The following is a 21,355-nucleotide window of genomic DNA, read 5'->3' as shown; positions in this document are numbered from 1 at the left end:
CCCACGTTCGGCGACGCATGGCTGTCGTTCAGTCGAGCGTCGTGAAAGACTTGGTTTACCATTCCGGCACAGGATCGAATCCGAGCCGGCTTGATGCTGCCGGCGGCTGTCGGCTGCTCGTTCCGGGCGCCGTAAGGCTCACGGAGAGCGACGCCCCATGATGTCCCGCGCGGAACGCACGCCCCTGACCGACTGGTGGTGGACCGTCGATCGCGGCCTGCTTGCCGGCCTCACCGCCCTGATGGTGGCCGGCCTCGTCTTCCTCATGGGCGGCGGACCGCCGGTGGCGGAGAAGATCGGCCTGCCGACCTTCCACTTCCTCAACCGCCAGGCGATGTACCTCGCCCCGACGATCCTCATCATCGTCGCGGTGTCGTTCCTGTCCCTGCGCCATATCCGCCGCGTGGCCCTGGCCACCTGGATCGTCGGCGTCACCCTCTGCATCCTCGCCGGCAAGTTCGGGCCGGAGATCAAGGGCGCGCATCGCTGGATCCAGTTCGGCCCGTTCGGCCTGCAGCCCTCCGAATTCGTGAAGCCGGCCTTCGTGGTCGTCGCAGCCTGGGCCTTCTCGGAAGGTGCGCAGCGCCGTGACATGCCCGGCGGCCTGCTGGCGATCCTGCTCCTGCCCGTCACCATCGTGCCGCTGATCCTGCAGCCGGATTTCGGCCAGACCATGCTGATCACCATCGTCTGGTGCTCGCTGTTCTTTGTTGCCGGCCTGCATTGGTTCTGGGTCGCGGGCCTCGGTGTCGCCGGCCTCGTCGGCGTCGGCTTCGCCTACCAGTTCCTGCATCACGTGCGCGAGCGCATCACCCGCTTCCTCGACAAGGATTCCGGCGACAGCTTCCAGGAATACTGGGCGCGGGAATCGTTCAATTCCGGCGGCTGGTTCGGCACCGGCCCGGGGGAGGGCGTGGCCAAGCGCCACCTGCCCGACGCCCATACCGACTTCATCTTCTCCGTCACCGGCGAGGAGTTCGGCGTCATCGTCTGCCTCGGCCTCGTCTGCCTCTTCGCCTATATCGTCATGCGGGGGCTGAAGCTGGCGCGACGCACCGACGACACCTTCTCGCGCCTGGCCATCACCGGTCTCACCACCCTGTTCGGCCTGCAGGCCTGCATCAACATGGCGGTGAACGTGCGGCTGATGCCGGCCAAGGGCATGACCCTGCCCTTCGTCTCGTATGGCGGCTCGTCGCTGATCTCGCTGGCATTGGGCATGGGCTTCCTCGTGGCGCTCACCCGCAAGCGGCCGCGCATGTCGACCCTCAGCCAGAAGCCCCCGGGCACCGCGCCCGCCACCGTCGCCGGAGTGATGCGGTGACCGTGATGACGCCGACGATCCTGCTCTGTGCCGGCGGCACGGGCGGCCATCTCTTCCCGGCCGAGAGCCTCGCCCATGCCCTGCGGGCGCGGGGCGTCCGCGTGGTGTTGGCGACAGACGCCCGCGTCGATTCCATCGCGGGTGAGTTTCCGGCCTCTGAGATCGTCACCATCGCCTCGGCGACGCCGTCCGGCCGCTCCATCGTGAAGCGGGCGGGGGCGCTCCTCACCCTCGGGCGCGGCTTCGGCGTGGCCGCGCGCGAGATCCGGCGGATCAACCCGGCCGCCATCGTGGGCTTTGGCGGCTATCCGACCGTGCCGCCGGTTCTCGCCGGGCAGATCCTGCGTGTTCCGACCATCCTGCACGAGCAGAACGCGGTGATGGGGCGCGCCAACGCCTTCCTCGCGCGGGGTGCGCGCGCCATCGCCACCGGCTTCGCGGAGGTGCGTGGCATCCCCCTGAAGGCCACTGCCCCGCGCACCCATACCGGCAACCCGCTCCGTCCCGCCGTGCTCGCCGCCGCGCGGACGCCCTACCCGCCCGTGGGCGAGGCGGATGAGCGCCATCTCCTCGTCTTCGGCGGCAGCCAGGGCGCGGCGGTGATGGGGCAGGTGGTGCCGAAAGCCATCGCCCAGCTGCCCGCCGACCTTCGCGCGCGGCTGATGCTGGTGCAGCAGGTGCGGGCCGAAGACCTCACCGAGGTCCAGAACCTCTACCTCTCCCTCGGCCTCGCCGGTCTCGAGACGGCGCCGTTCTTCAAGGACCTGCCGGCCCGCATGGCCCGCAGCCATCTGGTCGTCGGACGCTCCGGCGCGTCCACTGTATCGGAACTCGCCGCGATGGGGCGGCCGTCGATCCTGGTACCGTTGCCCGGCGCCCTCGACCAGGACCAGGCCGCCAATGCCGCGACGCTCAGCCGGATCGGCGCGGCGCTCGCCATCCAGCAGAGCGCCTTCACGCCGGATCGCCTCACGGCCGAGCTCCTCGACCTGTTCACCGATCCGGCAAAATTGACCGCGGCGGCCGCAGCCGCCAAAAGCGCGGGCATCCACGACGCCGCCGAGCGGCTGGCCGATGTCGTCCTCGAGACGGCGGCCCGCACCTGATTCCGAGCCGGGGCGCCCTCACGCGCTCCGCGACACGACGAGACTGAGTCACACCATGAAGCTGCCCGACAAGCTCGGCCCCATCCATTTCATCGGCATCGGCGGCATCGGCATGTCCGGCATCGCCGAGGTCATGTCGAATCTCGGCTACACGGTGCAGGGGTCGGACGCCAACGACAACGCCAATGTGCGGCGGCTGGCCGAGAAGGGCATGAAGACCTTCATCGGCCATGCGGCGCAGAACGTGGAGGAGGCCGCCCTCGTGGTGGTCTCCACGGCGATCCGGCGCGACAATCCCGAGCTCATCGCCGCCCGCGAGCGCCGCCTGCCGGTGGTGCGCCGCGCCGAGATGCTGGCCGAGCTGATGCGCTTCAAATCCTGCGTCGCCATCGCGGGCACGCATGGCAAGACCACCACGACGTCGCTGGTGGCGACGCTGCTGGACGCCGGCAATCTCGACCCCACCGTCATCAATGGCGGCATCATCAACGCCTACGGCACCAATGCCCGCATGGGCGAGGGCGAGTGGATGGTGGTGGAGGCCGACGAATCCGACGGCACCTTCCTGAAGCTTCCCGCCGACGTCGCCATCGTCACCAATATCGACCCCGAGCATCTCGACCATTTCGGATCGTTCGAGGCGGTCAAGGACGCGTTCCGGCGCTTCATCGACAATATCCCGTTCTACGGCTTCGCCGTCATGTGCATCGACCATCCGGTGGTGCAGGATCTCGTAGGGCATATCGAGGATCGCCGCATCATCACCTACGGCGAGAACCCGCAGGCCGATGTCCGCCTCATCGACGTGGACCTGCGCGGCGGCCAGAGCCGCTTCCGCGTCATGATCCGCGACCGGCGCCCCGGCTTCCGCATGGAGATGGAAGATCTGGTCCTCCCCATGCCGGGCAAGCACAATGCGCTCAACGCCACCGCGGCCCTTGCCGTCGCGCACGAGCTCGGCGTCGAGCCGGAGGCGATCCGCAAGGCACTGGCCGGGTTCGGCGGCGTCAAGCGCCGCTTCACCAAGACAGGCGAGTGGAACGGCGCGCTGATCTTCGACGATTACGGACACCATCCGGTGGAGATCAAGGCGGTGCTGAAGGCCGCCCGCGCCTCCACCGAGGGCAACGTCGTCGCCATCGTCCAGCCGCACCGCTACACCCGGCTCGCCTCGCTGTTCGACGATTTCTGCACCTGCTTCAACGATGCCGACACGGTCATCGTCGCCCCCGTCTACGCGGCCGGCGAAGCCCCGATCGAGGGCATGGACCGCGACGGCCTCGTCTCGGGCCTGAAGTCGCGCGGCCACCGCGATGCCCTCGCCTTGGAGCGCACCGAAGACCTCGCCGGCCTCGTGGCCACCCGCGCCAAGCCCGGCGATTACGTCGTGTGCCTCGGCGCCGGCAACATCACGCAATGGGCCTACGCCCTGCCGGGCGAATTGGCGGCGTTGCAGGGGTGAGGATGGGATGCGTGCCGGCGATCCGAGACGAACTGGATTTCGCCGGCATCTGAGACGGGAGCAGACCGATGCGGAGCGCCGTCTCTGGCATCACCTTCGCGATCGACGCCTCGCAGGCTTCAAGTTCACGCGCCAGGAGAGCATCGGCCCCTACATCGCCGATCTCGCCTGTCGCGAAGCGAGGCTCATCGTCGAGGCCGATGGCGGCCAGCATGCGGATAGTCTGCCGGATCGCGTTAGGGATGCGTGGTTGTCTGCGAGGGGCTATCGCGTCCTGCGCTTTTGGAATGCTGAGATCATGAACAACATCGCTGGCGTCATGGACACGATCCGAGCCGCTTTGCCCCCCTCTCCCCGCTTGCGGGGAGAGGGTCGCGACGACCTCGTCGTCGGCGCGACGAGCCCGCAGGGCGAGGGTGAGGGGGCGATTCCCGGAGAGTCACTTCCGGTGGCGCCCCCTCACCTTCGCTCCGCTCCCCTCTCCCCGCAAGCGGGGAGAGGGGAGGTGCTCCCATGACCGCCTTTCCCGACATCACCCCCGCCATCCGCGCCGCAGCGCCCGCCCTGCGTGGTCGGCTCTTGGCGAATCCGTCGCTCGCTGACCTCACCTGGTTCCGCGTCGGCGGGCCGGCGCAGGTGCTGTTCACGCCGGCCGATGAGGAGGACCTCGCGCACCTCCTGGGCGCCCTCGACCCGGAAACTCCGGTCACCGTGATCGGCCTCGGCTCGAACCTGATCGTCCGCGACGGTGGCATTCCCGGCGTCACGATCCGGCTCGGCGGCAAGGCCTTCGGGTCCGTGGAGATCGACGGCGAGACCCTGCGGGCCGGGACCGCGGTGCCGGACATGCGCCTCGCCAAGGCGGCGGCGGAGGCGTCCCTCGACGGATTGGCCTTCTTCCGGGGCATTCCCGGCTCCATCGGCGGCGCGCTGCGCATGAATGCCGGCGCGCATGGCGGGGAGACCACCGACGTGCTGGTGGAGGCGCGCGGCATCGACCGCTCGGGAGCGCTGCGGTGCTTCACCCATGCGGAAATGGGCTTCACCTACCGTCACAGCGCCTCGCCCGAGGACGTGATCTTCACGAGTGCGCTGTTCCGGGGCCGTCCCGGCGACCGCCACGCCATCGAAGCGGAAATGGACCGCGTCACCGCCGCGCGCGAGGCGGCCCAGCCGATCCGCGAGCGCACCGGCGGCTCGACCTTCAAGAACCCGCCGGGCGGCAAGGCGTGGCAGCTCGTCGATGCGGCCGGCTGCCGTGGGCTCACCATGGGTGGCGCCCAGGTCTCGGAGATGCACTGCAACTTCCTGATCAACCGCGACGGCGCCACCGCCGCCGATATCGAGGGGCTCGGCGAGGAGGTCCGCCGCCGGGTGCGCGAGCATTCGGGCGTCGAGCTGCATTGGGAGATCAAGCGAATCGGTGTCCCGGCCTCGACACCCGGCTAGAGGCGGCCCGAATCGCACGACGATTCTCGGCACAACGATTCTCGGCACAACGATTCTCGGAACCACGAGGCCGTCTGCCGAGCAGAACCAAGGGCGAGCGCGTCACGGCCATGGCCAACGACGCGGCATCGGAAGGAATTGGAAATGTCCAAGCACGTCGCCGTCCTGATGGGCGGATGGTCCTCCGAGCGTCAGGTCTCCCTGAACTCGGGCAGCGCCTGCGCGGAAGCCCTCGAAGGGGAGGGGTTCCGCGTCACGCAGGTGGATGTCGGACCGGATATCGCGACGGTGCTCACCGACCTGCGCCCGGACGTCGCCCTCAATGCCCTGCACGGTCCGGCCGGCGAGGACGGCACGATCCAGGGGCTGCTGGAGATCCTGCGCATTCCTTACACCCATTCGGGCGTCCTGGCCTCGGCCCTGGCGATGCATAAGGAACGTGCCAAAACGATCATGAAGGCCGCCGGGGTGAGCGTACCGGAGGGGCTGATCGTTAACCGTCATGATGCCGCGAAGGCACACCCGTTAACTCCTCCCTACGTGATCAAACCCATCGCCGAGGGCTCCTCCATGGGCGTCATCATCGTCCAGGACGGTCGCTCCCATCCGCCCCAGATTCTCGCCTCGGACGAGTGGGTCTATGGCGAGCAAGTCCTTGCAGAGACTTACATTGCTGGCCGTGAGCTCACCTGCGCGGTGATGGGGGACAAGGCCCTCGGTGTCATCGAGATCAAGCCCGCCTCGGGGGAGTGGTACGACTTCGATGCGAAGTACGCCGAGGGGGGGTCGATCCACGTTCTCCCGGCAGAAATTAAACCAAAAATTTACCAGCGTGTCCAAGAGTTGTCGTTAACGGCGCATCAAGCACTTGGATGCCGGGGCATCAGCCGTGCGGACCTTCGATACGACGACACACCGGGTGGAACCGGTGCCCTCGTCGTCCTGGAGGTCAACACGCAGCCCGGGATGACCAAGACGAGCCTTGTGCCGGAGATCGCAGCCTACGCTGGCTTGAGTTTCGGTGAGCTCGTCCGATGGATGGTGGAGGACGCTACTCTGGGTCGTTGAACGCAGCCGGTCAGGCTGGCGTCGACGGAACCCCCGCGCCCGGTCCGGGCTCGCTCGTCGCCGGTCTGGCGGCGCGCTTGCCCCGGCTGGTACGCCCCTTCATGCGGTCGCGCCGTGCGCGGCTCGCCCAGCCGATCGAGCGGCGCATCCCGCGTCATGCGGGCACGCTGACCGTCACGGTGGCCTTCGCCGCCCTGTCGATCACCGGTTTCGTCGCCAGCGGCCGCTACGACCGCTTCGTGCTCGAGAACGGCCGTCCCTCCGACGTCCTCGCCCGCCTCGCCGGTTTCGGCGTCGAGCGCGTTACCATTTCGGGCATCTCCCGGCTCTATGAGCGGGAAGTGCTGCAGGCCGCCGGCATCGACGGTCATTCTTCCGTGGTCTTCCTCGACGTCGCCGAAGCGCGCCAGCGCCTCCTCGACGTGCCGCTGATCGCCAGCGTCTCGGTGCGCAAGGTCTATCCGAACGAGATCGTCATCAACCAGGTCGAGCGCGAGCCCGCCGCCCTGTGGCAGCGCAACGGCGAGATCTCGGTCATCGCCGCCGACGGCACCGTCATCGACGAGATGCGCGACGACCGTTACGCCACTCTCCCCCTTGTGGTGGGTGAAGAGGCCAACGAGCGCCTCAAGGATTACCTCGCCCTCATCGAGGCGGCGGGCGATCTCGGCGAGCGGGTCAAGGCCGGCACCTACGTCTCCGGCCGGCGCTGGACCCTGAAGCTCGACGGCGTCGACATCCGCCTGCCCGAGACCGGGGCCGCTGAGGCTCTCGCCCGCCTCGCCAAGCTCGAGCGCGACAGCCGCATCCTCGAGAAGGACATCATCGCCGTGGACCTGCGACTGCCCGACCGGGTGGTGGTGCGGCTCACGGAGGAGGCGGCCGCCACCCGCGCCGAATCCCAGAAGAAGAAGCCGAAGGGCAAGGGGACAGAGACATGAGCCGTACGATTCGTCCGGCGCCTCTCGCGTCCCGCCAGCCCGCCCTTCCCGCCTCCTTCGCCCGGTAATCCGATGCACGCGCAACACGGCCTGACGCCGCGTATGAAACCGCTCTCCGCGCGCCGGAGCACCATCCTCTCGGTGCTCGACATCGGCACGAGCAAGGTCGTCTGCCTCATCGCCGAGCTCCAGCCGGCCGAGGCTCTCACCACCCTGCGCGGACGGACCCATTTCGCCCGCATCATCGGCATCGGACATCAGCGCTCGCACGGCCTCAAGGGCGGTGCCATCGTCGATCTCGAAGCCGCCGAAGGGGCGATCCGCCAAGCGGTCCACGCCGCCGAGCGGATGGCGAAGGTCGAGGTCCAGTCGGTCATCGTCAACATGTCCGGCGGCCGCCTCGGCTCGCAGCATTTCGAGGCGCATGTCGGTGTCCGCACTGGCACCGTCATGAGCTCGGATGTCGAGCGCGCCCTGGAGACGGCGAGCGCCCATGGCGTCAGCCACGGCCGGACCGTGCTCCATGCCCTTCCCACCGGCTACGCCATCGACGGCCAGGGCGCGGTCATCGACCCCACCGGGATGATCGGCGAGTCGCTCGGCGTCGACCTCCACGTGGTCACGGCGGAGGCGGCCGCCGCCCGCAACCTGATGCTCGCGGTGGAGCATTGCCATCTCGGCGTCGAGGCGGTGATCGCCACCCCCTACGCCGCCGGCCTCTCCGCCCTCGTCGACGACGAGGCCGAGATGGGCGTCTGCGTCGTCGACATGGGCGGCGGCACCACCAGCTTCGGCGTGTTCGAGGGCGGGCACCTCGTCCATGTGGACGCCCTGGCGGTGGGCGGCCACCACGTCACCATGGACATCGCCCGCGGCCTCTCCACCCGCGTGGTGGCGGCCGAGCGTCTCAAGACCCTCTACGGTTCGGCGATCTCCACCGCCTCCGACGAGCGCGACATGATCGCGGTCCACGGCGTCGGCGAGGACGAGGGCGACGCACCGACCCACGTGCCGCGCTCGCACCTCGTGCGGATCATCAAGCCCCGGGTGGAGGAGATCGTCGAACTCGTTCGCGATCGTCTCCGCAACGCCGGCTTCGCCGCCCAGGCCGGCCGCCGGGTGGTGCTGACGGGGGGCGCGAGCCAGCTCGTCGGACTGCCTGAGGTCGCCCGCCGGGTGATGCAGGGTCAGGTCCGGATCGGCCGGCCGCTCGGCATCCGCGGCCTTCCCGAGGCCGCCAAGGGCCCCGCCTTCTCCGCCGCGGTCGGCCTGCTGGTCTACCCGCAGGTGGCGCATGCGGAACATTTCGAGCCACGCGGGCACAGCGCCTTCGCGGGCACCGGAACCGACGGCTACATCCCCCGCGTGTACCGCTGGTTGCGCGAGAGTTTCTAGGAACGCCGGGACCGGTTGCCCGACGCCCCAGAAGGGGATCGGCGCCGGACCCGACACAAGCACATCGGCGGTCTCACCGAGAGGCCGTCAAATGAAACGTGAAAGGCACGAGAGGCTCGACACCATGGCCATCAGTCTGCAAGCGCCGGATATCCGCGAACTCAAGCCCCGCATCACCGTCTTCGGTGTCGGCGGAGCCGGCGGCAACGCCGTCAACAACATGATCGAATCGGGCCTCCTCGGCTGCGAGTTCGTCGTCGCCAACACCGACGCCCAGGCGCTCACCTCCTCCAAGGCCGAGCGCGTGATCCAGATGGGTCTCGGCGTGACGCAGGGCCTCGGCGCCGGCTCGCATCCCGAAGTCGGTTCGGCCGCCGCCGACGAGGTCATCGACGAGATCCGTGACCAGCTCTCCGGCGCCCACATGTGCTTCATCACCGCCGGCATGGGCGGCGGCACCGGCACCGGTGCGGCTCCGGTCATCGCCCGCGCCGCCCGCGACATGGGCATCCTCACCGTCGGCGTCGTCACGAAGCCGTTCCAGTTCGAGGGCGTGCGCCGCATGCGCACCGCCGAAGCCGGCATCCAGGAGCTCCAGGCCGCCGTCGACACCCTCATCGTGATCCCGAACCAGAACCTGTTCCGGGTCGCCAACGAGAAGACCACCTTCGCCGACGCCTTCGCCATGGCCGACCAGGTGCTCTATTCGGGCGTCGCCTGCATCACCGACCTGATGGTCAAGGAAGGCCTCATCAACCTCGACTTCGCCGACGTCCGCGCGATCATGCGCGGCATGGGCAAGGCCATGATGGGCACCGGCGAGGCCTCCGGCGAGAAGCGCGCCAACCGCGCCGCCGAAGCCGCCATCGCCAACCCGCTCCTCGACGACGTGTCGATGAAGGGCGCGCGCGGCCTGCTGATCTCGATCACGGGCGGCAACGACCTCACCCTCTACGAGCTCGACGAAGCCGCGACGCGGATTCGCGAAGAGGTGGATTCGGACGCCAACATCATCCTCGGCGCCACGTTCGACGAGAGCCTCGACGGCATCATCCGCGTCTCCGTGGTCGCCACCGGCATCGAGCCGGCGCTGATCACCGCGCATTCGCAGAACAACCCCGAGATCGTCCAGACCGAGCAGCGGATCGCTGAAGTGGCCGAGCGCCTGCGTGCGGAAGCGAGGGCCAGGGCGGCACAGCCCGCCCCCACCTTTCGTGCCCCCGGACAAGAGCAGCCGCTGACCGGCAACGCCCCCGCGCCCCAGGCGCCGGTCCAGCCGCAGGCTCCGCGCCCGGTGGCGTCCGAGCCGGTGGCCATGGCCCCCGAATCCGTGCGCATGGAAGCTCCCGCCGCCCCGATCGTTCATGACGAGGTCGTCCTGACCCAGATGCCGTCGCGGACGGCCGTGGCCTACGAGCCGGCTCCGGCTCCGGTCCAGGCTCCGGCCCCGGTGCAGCAGGCCGCCGGCCCGTTCGTGCCGCCGCGTCCGGCGGTGGCGGTGGCCCGCGCCCCGCGCATGCCGCAGATCCAGGATCTGCCGATGCCCGGCCAGGCTCAGCTTCGCGCCAGGAACGCCGTGGAGCCGGCCGAGCCGGCAGGGGATTCCAAGCGGATGACGCTGCTGCGCCGCCTTGCCACCGTCGGCTTCGGCGGACGCCGCGAGGAGGCCGAGACCGCTCCGCTGCCGCAGATGCGCGCGCCTGCCCCGCAGCCGGCGCCCCAGCCGGAATACGCCAAGCGGGCACCCGTTGCGGCTCCTCCGGCCTACCGTCCGGCTCAGGGCAACCTCGATCCACAGGGACGTGTGGCCCCCCAGCCCCGTCTGATGGATGACGACCAGCTCGAAATCCCGGCCTTCCTCCGTCGTCAGGCGAACTGAAACGCCACGCTAAGCGTCCGTAGCGGTGTTTATGCAACAAGCCCGGGGTCTCAGGACCCCGGGCTTAACCTCGTTTTAAGTCCTTGTCCGAAAACGGTTATCCAGAACGTCTCCGGAAAGCGTGTCTGTAACAGAGCGTAAGAAAGCGTGATTTGGCTAACGCTTCGGGCCCCGCGTATACGATTTTTGGAACGAAAAAGGCGCGGCGGTTTCGCCGTCAGCGCTCGCAGGGGCTTCAAGCAGCGGACGGATCGCAGAGGCGGCGCAATCCCGTAATCCAGGGAGAGCGAGCCTGATCACGGCCGAGGGCTAGGGAATGCGGACGAACCAACAAACAACTCTCAAGGGCCCGGCCACGCTTCGTGGCATCGGCGTCCATTCCGGCAAGCCGGTGGAGATCACTCTCCATCCCGCTGCGGCCAATCACGGAATCTGCTTCCTCCGTACCGGAATGCCCACCGGTCACGACCGGCTCATCAAGGCCCACCACGCCTGCGTCTCCGCCACCGAGTTGTGCACCGTCATCGGTGACGTGGAGAGCGGCGCGGTCGCCACCATCGAGCATCTGATGTCCGCCCTCTACGGGCTCGGCATCGACAACGTCCTCGTCGAGATCGACGGGCCGGAAATGCCGATCCTGGACGGCAGCGCCCGCCTCTACGTCGAAGCCATCGACGCCATCGGCATCACCACCTGCGGGGCGCCCCGCCGCTGGATCAAGGTGCTCCGCACCGTCCGCATCGAGGTAGGCCGCGCCTTCGCCGAACTCCGCCCCATCGACCGCGGCTTCCGCCTCGACGTGGAGATCGACTTCGAGAACCCGGTGATCGGCCGCAGCCGCAAGGCGATGGACCTGAACCCCGCCTCCTACCGCCGCGAAATCGCCAATGCCCGCACCTTCGGCATGATGAAGGACGTGGAGCGCTACTGGAAAGCCGGCTTCGCTCTCGGCGCCTCCCTCGAGAACACCGTGGCGGTCGGCGACAACGCCGTCGTCAACCCCGAGGGCCTGCGCTACGCCGACGAGTTCGTGCGGCACAAGTATCTCGATGCCGTCGGCGACCTGGCCCTCGCCGGCCTGCCGATCCAGGGCGCCTACCGCTCCTATTGCGGCGGCCACCGGATGAATGTCGGCGTCCTCGACGCGCTCTTCGCCGACCGCGCCAACTACACGATCCTCGAAGCAGCCGGCGCCCGCCGCGAGACCTCCCGCCCGGAATTCGGCGTCGGTCTCGGCCTCGCCGCCTTCGCCAGCGACCTGTAACCTCTCAGCAACACCCTCGCTTCGATTGCGTCAGCCTCTCGGCCGCCGCTTTCACGCCCAAATCGGACGCCACTGGTAAAGCGTCCGTGACAAGAGGCGAGGTTGCGTGTGCCCCAAAGAGGCACATGGGCCGTGGCACCGTGCCGTCAGCCGCTCGACCGACATTTGTATGGCTTGACGATGCGGCCCCCTTGCCGGGCGCATCTGTTGGGGGAACCGGAATGCGTCTCAACGATCGTAACCGCGGGGCGACGGCTTTCGTGCTCCTGGCGCTCTGCGGCCTCGGCCTCGGCGGCTGCGACACCCTCGACTCGATCAATCCCTTCGCCGAGAAGTACAAGCCCGAGGTCATTCCCGACGTCCCGGCCGACAAGCTCTACAGCGAGGGCTTGGCCAAGATGGAAGACAAGGATTTCGAGGGCGCGTCGAAGAAGTTCGGCGAACTCGACAAGGCCTATGCCTATTCGGACTGGTCGCGCAAAGCGCTGCTGATGACGGCCTACTCGAATTACGAGGGCCAGAAATACGACGACGCGATCAACGCCTCGAAGCGTTACCTGCAGCGCCATCCGGCGAGCAAGGACGCGGCCTACGCCCAGTACTTGATGGCGATGTCGCATTATAAGCAGATCCCCGACGTGACCCGCGACCAGGACCGCTCCGAGAAGGCGCTGGCCGGTCTGCAGGAGCTCGTCCAGAAATACCCGACCTCCGAATACGCGGCCGATGCCAAGGCCAAGATCCAGATCACCCGCGACCAGCTCGCCGGCAAGGAGATGGAAGTCGGCCGCTTCTACCTGGAGCGCCGCAACTTCCCCGCCGCGATCAACCGCTTCCGCGACGTGGTGAGCAAGTACCAGACGACCCGCCACGCCGAGGAGGCGTTGGAGCGTCTGGTGGAAGCCTACATGGCGCTCGGCATCACCGCCGAGGCACAGACCGCCGCCGCCGTGCTCGGCCACAACTTCCCCGACAGCCCCTGGTACAAGGATGCGTTCGCGCTCCTCCAGAACGGTGGCCTGGAGCCGCGCGAGGAGAAGTCCTCCTGGCTCAGCAAGGTCTATCGCGGCGTCATCGGCCGTACCGCCGACGCGCGCTGAGCGCTCTACGCCGAAGCGGATACCGGTTCGGCGACAAACGAGCCCTAGCCGCTCGATCCGGCCCGCGACGACACGCTTTCGTTCGCGGGCCATTTTTCGAGTGAAGCCGCCGCCGCTTCGCCGTAAGACGTGGCCACCGTATCCAACGAGGCCAAACCCGCGGCATGCTGAGTCAGCTCGCGATCCGCGACATCGTTCTCATCGATAAGCTCGCCCTGAATTTCCGCGAAGGCCTCAGCGTCCTGACCGGGGAGACCGGCGCGGGCAAGTCGATCCTGCTCGACGCCTTCGCGCTGGCCCTGGGCGGGCGCGGCGACGGCGGCCTGGTGCGCCATGGCGAAGGGCAGGGCGGCGTCACCGCCGTCTTCGATGTGCCCCTCGACCATCCCGCCCGCCGCCTCGCGGCCGAGGCCGATATCGACACCGAGGGCGACCTGATCCTGCGCCGGGTGCAGATGGCGGACGGCCGTACCCGCGCCTTCGTCAACGATCAGGCTGTCGGCGTGCAGGTGCTGCGGGCCATCGGCGCCACGCTCGTGGAGATCCACGGCCAGCACGACGATCGCGCCTTGGCCGATCCCGGCACCCACCGCGCCATCCTCGACGCGTTCGGCGGCCTGCACGCGCCCCTGGCGGCGGTGGGGGAGGCGGCCAAGCGCGTGCGCACCGCCCGCTCCGCCCTGGCCGAGCATCGCGCCAGGGTCGAGGCCGCCCGCAAGGAAGTCGATTTCCTACGCCATGCGGCGGCGGAGCTCGAAACGCTCGATCCCCAGGCCGGCGAGGAAACCTCGCTGGCCGAGCGCCGCATGGTCATGCAGCAGAGCGAGAAGGTGGCCCGCGAGCTGACCGAGGCGATCGAGGCGGCGGGCGGCCCGAATTCGGCCGTGTCCCACCTCTCCTCGGCGATGCGCAAGCTGGAGCGGCGGGCGAGCCAGATCCCGGCCCTGGTCGAGCCCTGCATCGCCGCCCTGGATGCCGCGCTCGCCGCCCTCGACGAGGCCCATTCCGTCCTCGACACGGCGTTGCGCGAATCGGAATTCGATCCGCGCGAATTGGAGCAGGTCGAGGAGCGGCTGTTCGCCCTCCGTGCGGCCTCCCGCAAGTATCAGGTGCCGGTGGACGACCTCGCCGCCCTGCGCCAGCGCTACGAGGCGGATGTGGCCGCCATCGATGCCGGCGAAGAAGCTCTCACTGGCCTGGAGGCGACCCTCGCCCAGGCCGAGGCCGCCTATGCCAAGGCCGCGACCAAGCTCAGCGAGGGGCGTCGCAAGGCCGCCAAGGCCCTCGACCTCGCGGTGAAGGCCGAATTGCCGCCCCTGAAGCTGGAGCGCGCCCGCTTCATCACCGAGATCGTCACCGATCCCGAATCGCGGGACCCGGCGGGCTACGAGCGCGTGGAGTTCTGGGCCCAGACCAATCCCGGAACGCGGCCCGGCCCGATGATGAAGGTGGCGTCCGGCGGTGAGCTCTCCCGCTTCATGCTGGCCCTCAAGGTGGTGCTGGCCGACAAGGGCTCGGCTCCGACCCTGATCTTCGACGAGATCGATACCGGCGTCGGCGGCGCCGTGGCCGATGCCATCGGCGCCCGCCTCGCCCGTCTCGCCGCCGGGGTGCAGGTCGTTGCCGTGACCCATGCTCCTCAGGTCGCCGCGCGGGCCGAGACGCATTTCCTCATCGCCAAGGACCCGGTGAAGGGCCGCGACCGGGTCGCCACCCGCGTCTCGCCCCTCGAAGCCCCGGCGCGGCGCGAGGAGATCGCCCGGATGCTGGCCGGTGCCACGGTGACCGACGAGGCCCGTGCGGCGGCGGCGCGACTTCTTCAATCCACGGATGCGTGAGGCGCGATCTTAACCTTTGGTTAACCATCTTCGCCGATGATGCGAGCACGACGCAGGGAATCTTAGCGAAACGCGTCGGCACATCGGGAGATCGCGTGATGGATCTGGGTGACGGTGAGACCGATCCCCGGCCTGTGAACGAAGCGGATGGGATGCCGATCCTGTCGAGTCCGACCCGTCACCATCTCGGTGGCACTCTTCGGGCGATCTACGAAGACACGTTCGACACGCAGCCGATCCCCGACGGTCAGATCGACCTTCTCCTGCGCCTCCGGCACAAGGAACGCGATCGCCGCCGCGTGGGCTGATCCCGTTCTCCGGAGGTCGCCGCTACCAGCGGCGAGCTCCCGGCATGCGCTGATACTCGGCGCCGCGGATCAGGGTCATCACCGCGTCGAGCTCCGCCAGCAGGGCGCGCTCGTCCTGGCCCGCCTTCTCCACTTCGCCCGGATCGGTCCCGAATTGCCGGCGCTGCTGGGCGAAAGCGAGGTCGCGTTCGAGGTCCTCCCTGCGCTCGTGCAGGGCGAGGAAATCGGCATCGCCATCACCCCCGGCGGGTGTCATGCTCGATTCGTTCTCCAAGATGCTGACCTTCCAGGACGGCTGGCGAGACGGGCTGCTCCGTCGTCGACATCGCCGAATCGTATAACGCACGAGCCCGTCAAACCGTGCCGCGCTCGTTCGAGCCCCGGTCCATACCGTGTTTTCCCCCTGTCCTACAGCGCTCGAGCGGTCGCCGGCCGGCCCCTGTCATCGATCTGTCATGGCTCCGTCATAGAGCCAGCATGATCGGGCGGGTAACGGTGCGCTGCAGCAGGATTGCTCTTGCAGCGCGGCACGTACAGCGCCCGGACAGATTACGGAGAGCCACCGTGAAACCCTTCCATTTCGCCCTCGCCATCGGGCTCGCGACCGCACAGTTCGGCGCCGTCGCCCAGGCCGCCGACATCACCGGTGCCGGCGCGACCTTCCCCTTCCCGGTCTATTCGAAATGGGCTGAAGCCTACCGCAAGGATACCGGCACTGGCCTGAACTACCAGTCCATCGGCTCCGGCGGCGGCATCAAGCAGATCCAGGCCAAGACCGTCGATTTCGGCGCCACCGACGCCCCGCTGAAGGGCCCCGCCCTTGAGAAGGACGGCTTCGTCCAGTTCCCCACCGTCATGGGCGGCGTCGTCACCGTGGTGAACATCGCCGGCGTCGAGCCGGGCAAACTCAAGCTCACCGGCGAACTCGTCGCCGACATCTACGCCAACAAGATCACCAAGTGGAGCGACCCCAAAATCGCTGCCCTCAACAACGGCCTGAAGCTCCCCGACGCGCCGATCACCCCGGTCTACCGTTCGGATGCCTCCGGCACGACCAGCATCTTCACCACCTATCTCAGCGCGGTCTCCGAGAGCTGGAAGAAGGAATTCGGTGCGGCCACCACGGTCAGCTGGCCCGCCGGCCAGGGTGGTAAGGGCAACGAGGGCGTTACCGCCACCGTCAAGCAGGTCGCGAACTCCATCGGCTACGTGGAATCGGCCTACGCCAAGCAGAACAAGCTCAGCCACACCCTGATCCAGAACAAGGCCGGCAAGTTCCCGGCCCCGGATGACAAGGCGTTCCAGGCCGCCGCCGCCTCCGCCGATTGGAAGGCCGCTCCCGGCTTCGGCATCTCCCTCGTGAACCAGGCCGGCGACGAAGCTTGGCCGATCACCGCGGCCACCTTCATCCTCGTCTACAAAGAGCCGGCCGACGCCGCCAAGTCCGCGGAAGTGCTCAAGTTCTTCGATTGGGCCTACAAGAACGGCGACAAGCTCGCCGTCGATCTCGACTACGTGCCGCTGCCCGACAACGTCGTCGCCCTCGTCCACAGCGAGTGGAAGGAAATCAAGGGCAAGGACGGCAAGCCCGTCTTCTAAGGCACGTCCTCACGGACCGAACCACCCTCTCAGGCCCGGCGAAAGCGTCGGGCCTGCTCCACGAGAAGACATGGCGACACACCTCGCCACCCGTCTCCCCACGCGATACGACCCCTCAAGGTGAAGAAGTAGACGTCGGATGGCCGCCTTGACTGAACAGATTTCGCTGGCCCGCACGGGCTCCCCCGCTCGCAAGAAGCCGGGCGGCCTCGGCGACCAGCTCTTCCGCGCCGCCTCCTACGCGTCGGCGCTGCTGGTCCTCCTCTTCCTCGCGGGCATCCTCGCCTCGATCGCCTATGGCGGCTGGCCGGCCTTCGCGGAATTCGGCCTCGGCTTCATCACCTCCAGCTCCTGGAACATCGGCCAGGAGCAGTACGGCGCTCTCGTCGCCATCGTCGGCACCCTGGTCTCGGCCGTCCTCGCCCTCCTCATCGGCGTGCCGATCTCCATCGGCATCGCGGTCTACCTCACGCAGCTCTGCCCCGGCTGGGCGCGCAAGCCCGTCTCGATGACGATCGAGCTCCTCGCCTCGGTGCCGAGCATCATCTACGGCATGTGGGGCCTGTTCATCTTCGCCCCGCTCTTCGCCCATTACGTGCAGATGCCGGTCTCGAGCGTAGTGGAGGGCATGCCCATCGTCGGCACGCTGTTCTACGCCCGCGTCCCCTCGGGCGTCGGCATTCTCACCGCCGGTATCATCCTGGCGATCATGATCGTGCCCTTCGTCGCCTCGATCACCCGCGACATGCTCGACCAGATCCCCACCGTGCTGCGCGAGAGCGCCTACGGCATCGGCTGCACCACCTGGGAGGTCGTGCGCCACGTGCTGGTGCCGCAGGCCTCGGTCTCGATCATCGGCGCGGTCATGCTCGGCCTCGGCCGCGCGCTCGGCGAGACCATGGCGGTGACCTTCGTCATCGGTAACGCCAACCGCCTCTCCGGTTCGATCTTCGATCCCGGCTCCACCATCGCCTCGCGCATCGCCAACGAGTTCAACGAGGCCGACGGCCTGCAGCTCAACTCGCTGATGGCGCTCGGCTGCATCCTCTTCATCATCACCTTCATCGTCCTGATCATCGCACGCCTGCTCGTCCGGCGCGTGAAGGTCGCCTGACCCCGGGAGCCCGAATCATGGACGCCGTCACCACTCTCCCCACAACCGCGGCCCCGGCGCGTGTCAGCCGGGTCCGGTCGAGCCGCCGGGTCGCCGACAAGCTCCTCATCGTCGGCAGCACCGTCGCCACGCTGATCGGTATCGTCGTGCTGGGCTCGATCCTGCTCATGCTCATCGTCGAGGGCATGAAGGGCTTCTCGCCGCTGCTCTTCACCGAGCCGACGCCTGGCCCGGGCTCCGAAGGCGGCGGCATCGCCAACGCCATCCTCGGAAGCCTGGTCCTCACCCTCATCGGCATCGTCATCGCGACGCCGGTGGGTGTCATGGCCGGCACCTATCTGGCCGAATACGGCCGCAACTCGAAGCTCGCCGACGTGATCCGCTTCCTCAACGACATCCTGCTCTCGGCCCCCTCGATCCTCATCGGCCTGTTCGTCTACACGCTGATGGTGCGACCGATGGGGACCTATTCGGGCTGGGCCGGCGGCGTGGCTCTGGCCATCATCGCCACCCCGGTGATCGTGCGCACCACCGAGGACATGCTGCGCCTCGTGCCCTCGACCCTGCGCGAGGCCGGCGCGGCCCTCGGTGCCCCGCCCTCCATCGTCATCAAGAGCATCACCTGGCGCGGCGCCAGCGCCGGCATCGTGACCGGCATCATCCTGGCACTCGCCCGCATCGCCGGCGAGACCGCGCCGCTGCTCTTCACCGCGCTCAACAACAACAGCTGGTTCTCGCCCAACCTCATGGGCGGCATCCCCAACCTTCCGGTGATGATCTACCAGTTCGCACTCTCGCCCTACTCGAACTGGCAGCAGCTCGCCTGGGCCGGCGCCCTCCTCATCACCGCTACGATCCTCGCCCTGTCGATCGTGGCCCGCTTCGTCATCAAGAGCGAGCGGGCGCGCTGATCCCGCGCCCCCGTCCCACCCCGTTTTCGACAAGGACACGCATCCGATGAACGCCGCTCCCGCGATCACGCAGGCCCAGCTGACCGGTCGCCACCAGGCCGACGATCAGGCCCCCATCCGCATCGCCGTGAAGGACCTGAACTTCTATTACGGCTCGTTCCACGGCCTGAAGTCGGTCAACCTCAACTTCCACGACCGCCAGGTCACTGCCCTGATCGGCCCGTCGGGCTGCGGGAAGTCGACCCTGCTGCGGACCTTCAACCGCATCTACAGCCTCTATCCGGAGCAGCGCGCCGAGGGTGAGATCCTCCTCGACGGGCAGAACGTGCTCGATTCGAAGGTCGATCTGAACGAGCTGCGCTCGCGCATCGGCATGGTGTTCCAGAAGCCGACGCCCTTCCCGATGTCGATCTACGACAACGTCGCCTTCGGCCTGCGTCTCTACGAGAAGCTGCCCAAGGCCGATCTCGACGTGCGCGTCGAGGAGAGCCTGCGCAAGGCCGCCCTCTGGGACGAGGTGAAGGACAAGCTCAAGCAATCCGGCATGGGTCTCTCCGGCGGTCAGCAGCAGCGTCTCTGCATCGCCCGCACCGTCGCCCAGCGTCCCGAGGTGATCCTGTTCGACGAGCCGACCTCGGCCCTCGACCCGATCTCCACGGGCCGCATCGAGGAGCTGATCGAGCAGCTGCGCTCGGAATTCACGATCGTCATCGTGACCCACAACATGCAGCAGGCCGCGCGCATCTCGCAGTTCACGGCGTTCATGTATCTTGGCGAACTGGTCGAGTTCGGCCCGACGACACGGATCTTCATGAACCCCGAGAAGCGTCAGACCCAGGACTACATCACCGGCCGCTTCGGCTGAGCCCGCCGGGGCCGCGTTCCGCGGCACCGGTCCCGATCCTACGCGATGCAGGCTGCCAGGGGCGGCCTCGGTCGAGGAGTGCGAGCATGCCCAACCACATCGTCAGTTCCTACGACACGGAACTGGAAAACCTGCGCCGCTCGATTTCCGAGATGGGCGGGATCGCCGAGAAGATGATGACCGATTCCGGCAATGCCCTGGTGCGCCGGGACGTGCCCCTGGCCCACGCTGTCATCGCCGCCGACAAGCGTCTCGACGCGATCCAGCACGAGGTCGAGGAGAGGGCGATCCTGCTCATCGCCAAGCGCCAGCCGCTGTCCATCGACCTGCGCGAGACGGTATCGGCGATCCGCGTCTCGAACGATCTCGAGCGGATCGGCGACCTGTCCAAGAACGTCGCCAAGCGCGTGGTCGCCATCGCCGATCAGATCCAGCCGCAGAAGATCGTCATCGGCGTCCAGCATATGGGCGATCTGGTGCAGGAGCAGCTGAAGGACGTCCTCGACGCCTATGGCAGCCAAGACGTGAAGGCCGCCCTCGACGTCTGGGAGCGCGACGATTCCATCGACGCCCTCTACAACTCGCTCTTCCGCGAGCTGCTGACCTACATGATGGAAGATCCGCGCAACATCTCGTTCTGCACGCATCTCCTGTTCTGCGCCAAGAACATCGAGCGGATCGGCGATCACACCACCAACATCGCCGAGACGATCCATTATCTCGTCACCGGCACGAACGAGCTCGCCGAGCGGGACCGCCCGAAGAACGACGCGTCGAACTACGCCACCGTGTCGATGCCCGCCAGCGCCTGATCGCTGCCCCTGCCGGCCGCTCCAGCACACGCTCGGCGCGGCCGTCGCATCCATCCGGGACGGTCGCCATCACCCTGAAAACATCCGCATGAACACGCGCATCCTGATCGTCGAGGACGAGGAGGCCCTCACTCTCCTCCTCCGCTACAACCTGGAAGCGGAGGGCTTCGTCGTCGATTCCGCCGCGCGGGGCGACGAGGCCGATCTGCGCCTTCAGGAGCAGGTTCCCGATCTCGTCCTGCTCGATTGGATGATGCCCGGCCTGTCCGGCATCGAGCTGTGCCGCCGCATCCGCGCACGGCGGGAGACCGAGCGGCTGCCGGTGATCATGCTGACGGCGCGAGGCGAGGAGGGCGACCGCATCCGCGGCCTCGGAACCGGCGCCGACGATTACATCGTCAAGCCGTTCTCGGTGCCCGAGCTCCTCGCGCGGGTGCGTGCGCTCCTGCGGCGGGCCAAGCCGACCCACGTGTCGGACCTGCTGGTGGCCGGCAATATCGAACTCGACCGGGTCAGCCACCGCATCCGGCGGCAGGGCCGCGAGATCCATCTCGGGCCCACCGAGTTCAAGCTCCTCGAATTCCTGATGCAGAGCCCCGGCCGCGTGTTCTCGCGCGAGCAGCTGCTCGACGGGGTCTGGGGCCACGACGTCTATATCGACGAGCGCACGGTGGACGTCCATGTGGGCCGCCTGCGCAAGGCGATCAACCGCCCGCGCCAGAGCGACCCGATCCGCACCGTGCGGGGCTCCGGCTATTCCTTCGACGAGATGTTCTCCACGGACGAGTGAGGCCACGGCCGGCTTTGCGCCGCTCCGTCCGGAACGAGCGTCCCCATCGTGACGATGGCGGGGCGCCTTGCCTCCGGGCGATACTCGCGAACCGATGCCATTCCGGCCGCCACGAGATAGCGCGTTCGAT

At 68.0% G+C, this 21,355-nt stretch carries 20 protein-coding genes; 19 read left to right on the top strand and 1 reads right to left on the bottom strand.

What is annotated here, in order from left to right; translation table 11 throughout:
• The first annotated feature begins 157 nt into the window (after positions 1-157).
• From AC0IXR_RS22515 to AC0IXR_RS22455, 13 genes are all read left to right on the top strand, one after another.
• Positions 158-1,324 carry an FtsW/RodA/SpoVE family cell cycle protein gene (locus tag AC0IXR_RS22515; RefSeq protein WP_056434546.1) on the top strand — a complete coding sequence of 389 codons (1,167 nt, stop codon included), beginning with the start codon at positions 158-160 and terminating at the stop codon, positions 1,322-1,324.
• The gene (gene murG, locus AC0IXR_RS22510) at positions 1,321-2,430 is read left to right on the top strand and encodes an undecaprenyldiphospho-muramoylpentapeptide beta-N-acetylglucosaminyltransferase (RefSeq protein WP_056434544.1); all 1,110 of its coding nucleotides are present in this window, start codon (positions 1,321-1,323) and stop codon (positions 2,428-2,430) included. The genes AC0IXR_RS22515 and murG overlap by 4 nt, the downstream gene beginning before the upstream one ends.
• A gap of 55 nt (positions 2,431-2,485) precedes the next feature.
• A complete protein-coding gene (gene murC / locus AC0IXR_RS22505; protein ID WP_056434542.1) occupies positions 2,486-3,892 on the top strand; it encodes a UDP-N-acetylmuramate--L-alanine ligase in 1,407 nt (468 codons plus the stop codon).
• Positions 3,893-3,899: 7 nt separating this feature from the next.
• On the top strand, positions 3,900-4,409 hold the full coding sequence (locus tag AC0IXR_RS22500) for an endonuclease domain-containing protein (RefSeq protein ID WP_471762237.1): 510 nt from the start codon (positions 3,900-3,902) through the stop codon (positions 4,407-4,409).
• On the top strand, positions 4,406-5,341 hold the full coding sequence (murB, locus tag AC0IXR_RS22495; protein WP_471762236.1) for a UDP-N-acetylmuramate dehydrogenase: 936 nt from the start codon (positions 4,406-4,408) through the stop codon (positions 5,339-5,341). Before AC0IXR_RS22500 ends, murB begins: the two co-directional genes overlap by 4 nt.
• A 144-nt stretch (positions 5,342-5,485) precedes the next feature.
• Complete coding sequence (locus tag AC0IXR_RS22490; RefSeq protein WP_471762235.1) at positions 5,486-6,409, top strand: D-alanine--D-alanine ligase; 924 nt, start codon at positions 5,486-5,488, stop codon at positions 6,407-6,409.
• The gene (locus AC0IXR_RS22485) at positions 6,376-7,350 is read left to right on the top strand and encodes a cell division protein FtsQ/DivIB (protein ID WP_056434534.1); all 975 of its coding nucleotides are present in this window, start codon (positions 6,376-6,378) and stop codon (positions 7,348-7,350) included. Before AC0IXR_RS22490 ends, AC0IXR_RS22485 begins: the two co-directional genes overlap by 34 nt.
• Positions 7,351-7,422: 72 nt before the next feature.
• Entirely contained in the window at positions 7,423-8,745 is a 1,323-nt protein-coding gene (gene ftsA / locus AC0IXR_RS22480; protein ID WP_056434532.1) for a cell division protein FtsA, read from the top strand.
• A gap of 124 nt (positions 8,746-8,869) precedes the next feature.
• Positions 8,870-10,624 (top strand): cell division protein FtsZ, encoded by a 1,755-nt coding sequence (gene ftsZ, locus AC0IXR_RS22475; protein ID WP_419951374.1) that lies wholly within the window; start codon positions 8,870-8,872, stop codon positions 10,622-10,624.
• A 316-nt stretch (positions 10,625-10,940) separates the two neighbouring features.
• Positions 10,941-11,888, top strand: coding sequence for a UDP-3-O-acyl-N-acetylglucosamine deacetylase (lpxC, locus tag AC0IXR_RS22470; protein WP_056434528.1), 948 nt, complete (start codon positions 10,941-10,943; stop codon positions 11,886-11,888).
• 221 nt (positions 11,889-12,109) lie between these two features.
• Positions 12,110-12,988 (top strand): outer membrane protein assembly factor BamD, encoded by an 879-nt coding sequence (locus tag AC0IXR_RS22465; RefSeq protein WP_056434527.1) that lies wholly within the window; start codon positions 12,110-12,112, stop codon positions 12,986-12,988.
• Between the two features lie 164 nt (positions 12,989-13,152).
• On the top strand, positions 13,153-14,826 hold the full coding sequence (gene recN, locus AC0IXR_RS22460) for a DNA repair protein RecN (RefSeq protein WP_471762233.1): 1,674 nt from the start codon (positions 13,153-13,155) through the stop codon (positions 14,824-14,826).
• A gap of 98 nt (positions 14,827-14,924) precedes the next feature.
• Entirely contained in the window at positions 14,925-15,134 is a 210-nt protein-coding gene (locus AC0IXR_RS22455; protein ID WP_056434523.1) for a hypothetical protein, read from the top strand.
• A 22-nt stretch (positions 15,135-15,156) separates the two neighbouring features.
• Here the strand turns inward: AC0IXR_RS22455 and AC0IXR_RS22450 are convergent, their stop codons facing one another.
• Positions 15,157-15,390 (bottom strand): hypothetical protein, encoded by a 234-nt coding sequence (locus tag AC0IXR_RS22450; RefSeq protein WP_056434520.1) that lies wholly within the window; start codon positions 15,388-15,390, stop codon positions 15,157-15,159.
• A 308-nt stretch (positions 15,391-15,698) separates the two neighbouring features.
• Here AC0IXR_RS22450 and pstS point away from each other — a divergent pair, with 308 nt between their 5' ends.
• From pstS to phoB, 6 genes are all read left to right on the top strand, one after another.
• Positions 15,699-16,733, top strand: a complete 1,035-nt coding sequence (gene pstS / locus AC0IXR_RS22445; RefSeq protein ID WP_056434518.1) for a phosphate ABC transporter substrate-binding protein PstS — start codon at positions 15,699-15,701, stop codon at positions 16,731-16,733.
• 139 nt (positions 16,734-16,872) lie between these two features.
• A complete protein-coding gene (pstC, locus tag AC0IXR_RS22440) occupies positions 16,873-17,847 on the top strand; it encodes a phosphate ABC transporter permease subunit PstC (protein ID WP_056434516.1) in 975 nt (324 codons plus the stop codon).
• A gap of 17 nt (positions 17,848-17,864) precedes the next feature.
• On the top strand, positions 17,865-18,758 hold the full coding sequence (pstA, locus tag AC0IXR_RS22435; protein ID WP_056434514.1) for a phosphate ABC transporter permease PstA: 894 nt from the start codon (positions 17,865-17,867) through the stop codon (positions 18,756-18,758).
• A 46-nt stretch (positions 18,759-18,804) separates the two neighbouring features.
• Positions 18,805-19,623, top strand: a complete 819-nt coding sequence (gene pstB, locus AC0IXR_RS22430) for a phosphate ABC transporter ATP-binding protein PstB (protein WP_056434512.1) — start codon at positions 18,805-18,807, stop codon at positions 19,621-19,623.
• Positions 19,624-19,709: 86 nt separating this feature from the next.
• Positions 19,710-20,435, top strand: coding sequence for a phosphate signaling complex protein PhoU (gene phoU / locus AC0IXR_RS22425; protein ID WP_471762232.1), 726 nt, complete (start codon positions 19,710-19,712; stop codon positions 20,433-20,435).
• Between the two features lie 88 nt (positions 20,436-20,523).
• Positions 20,524-21,225, top strand: a complete 702-nt coding sequence (gene phoB, locus AC0IXR_RS22420) for a phosphate regulon transcriptional regulator PhoB (protein ID WP_056434508.1) — start codon at positions 20,524-20,526, stop codon at positions 21,223-21,225.
• Positions 21,226-21,355 lie beyond the last annotated feature (130 nt).

The organism is Methylobacterium sp. AC832 (assembly GCF_979256025.1).
The sequence above is the reverse complement of the archived record's forward strand: the minus strand, read 5'-3'. Positions and strand labels throughout refer to the sequence as shown.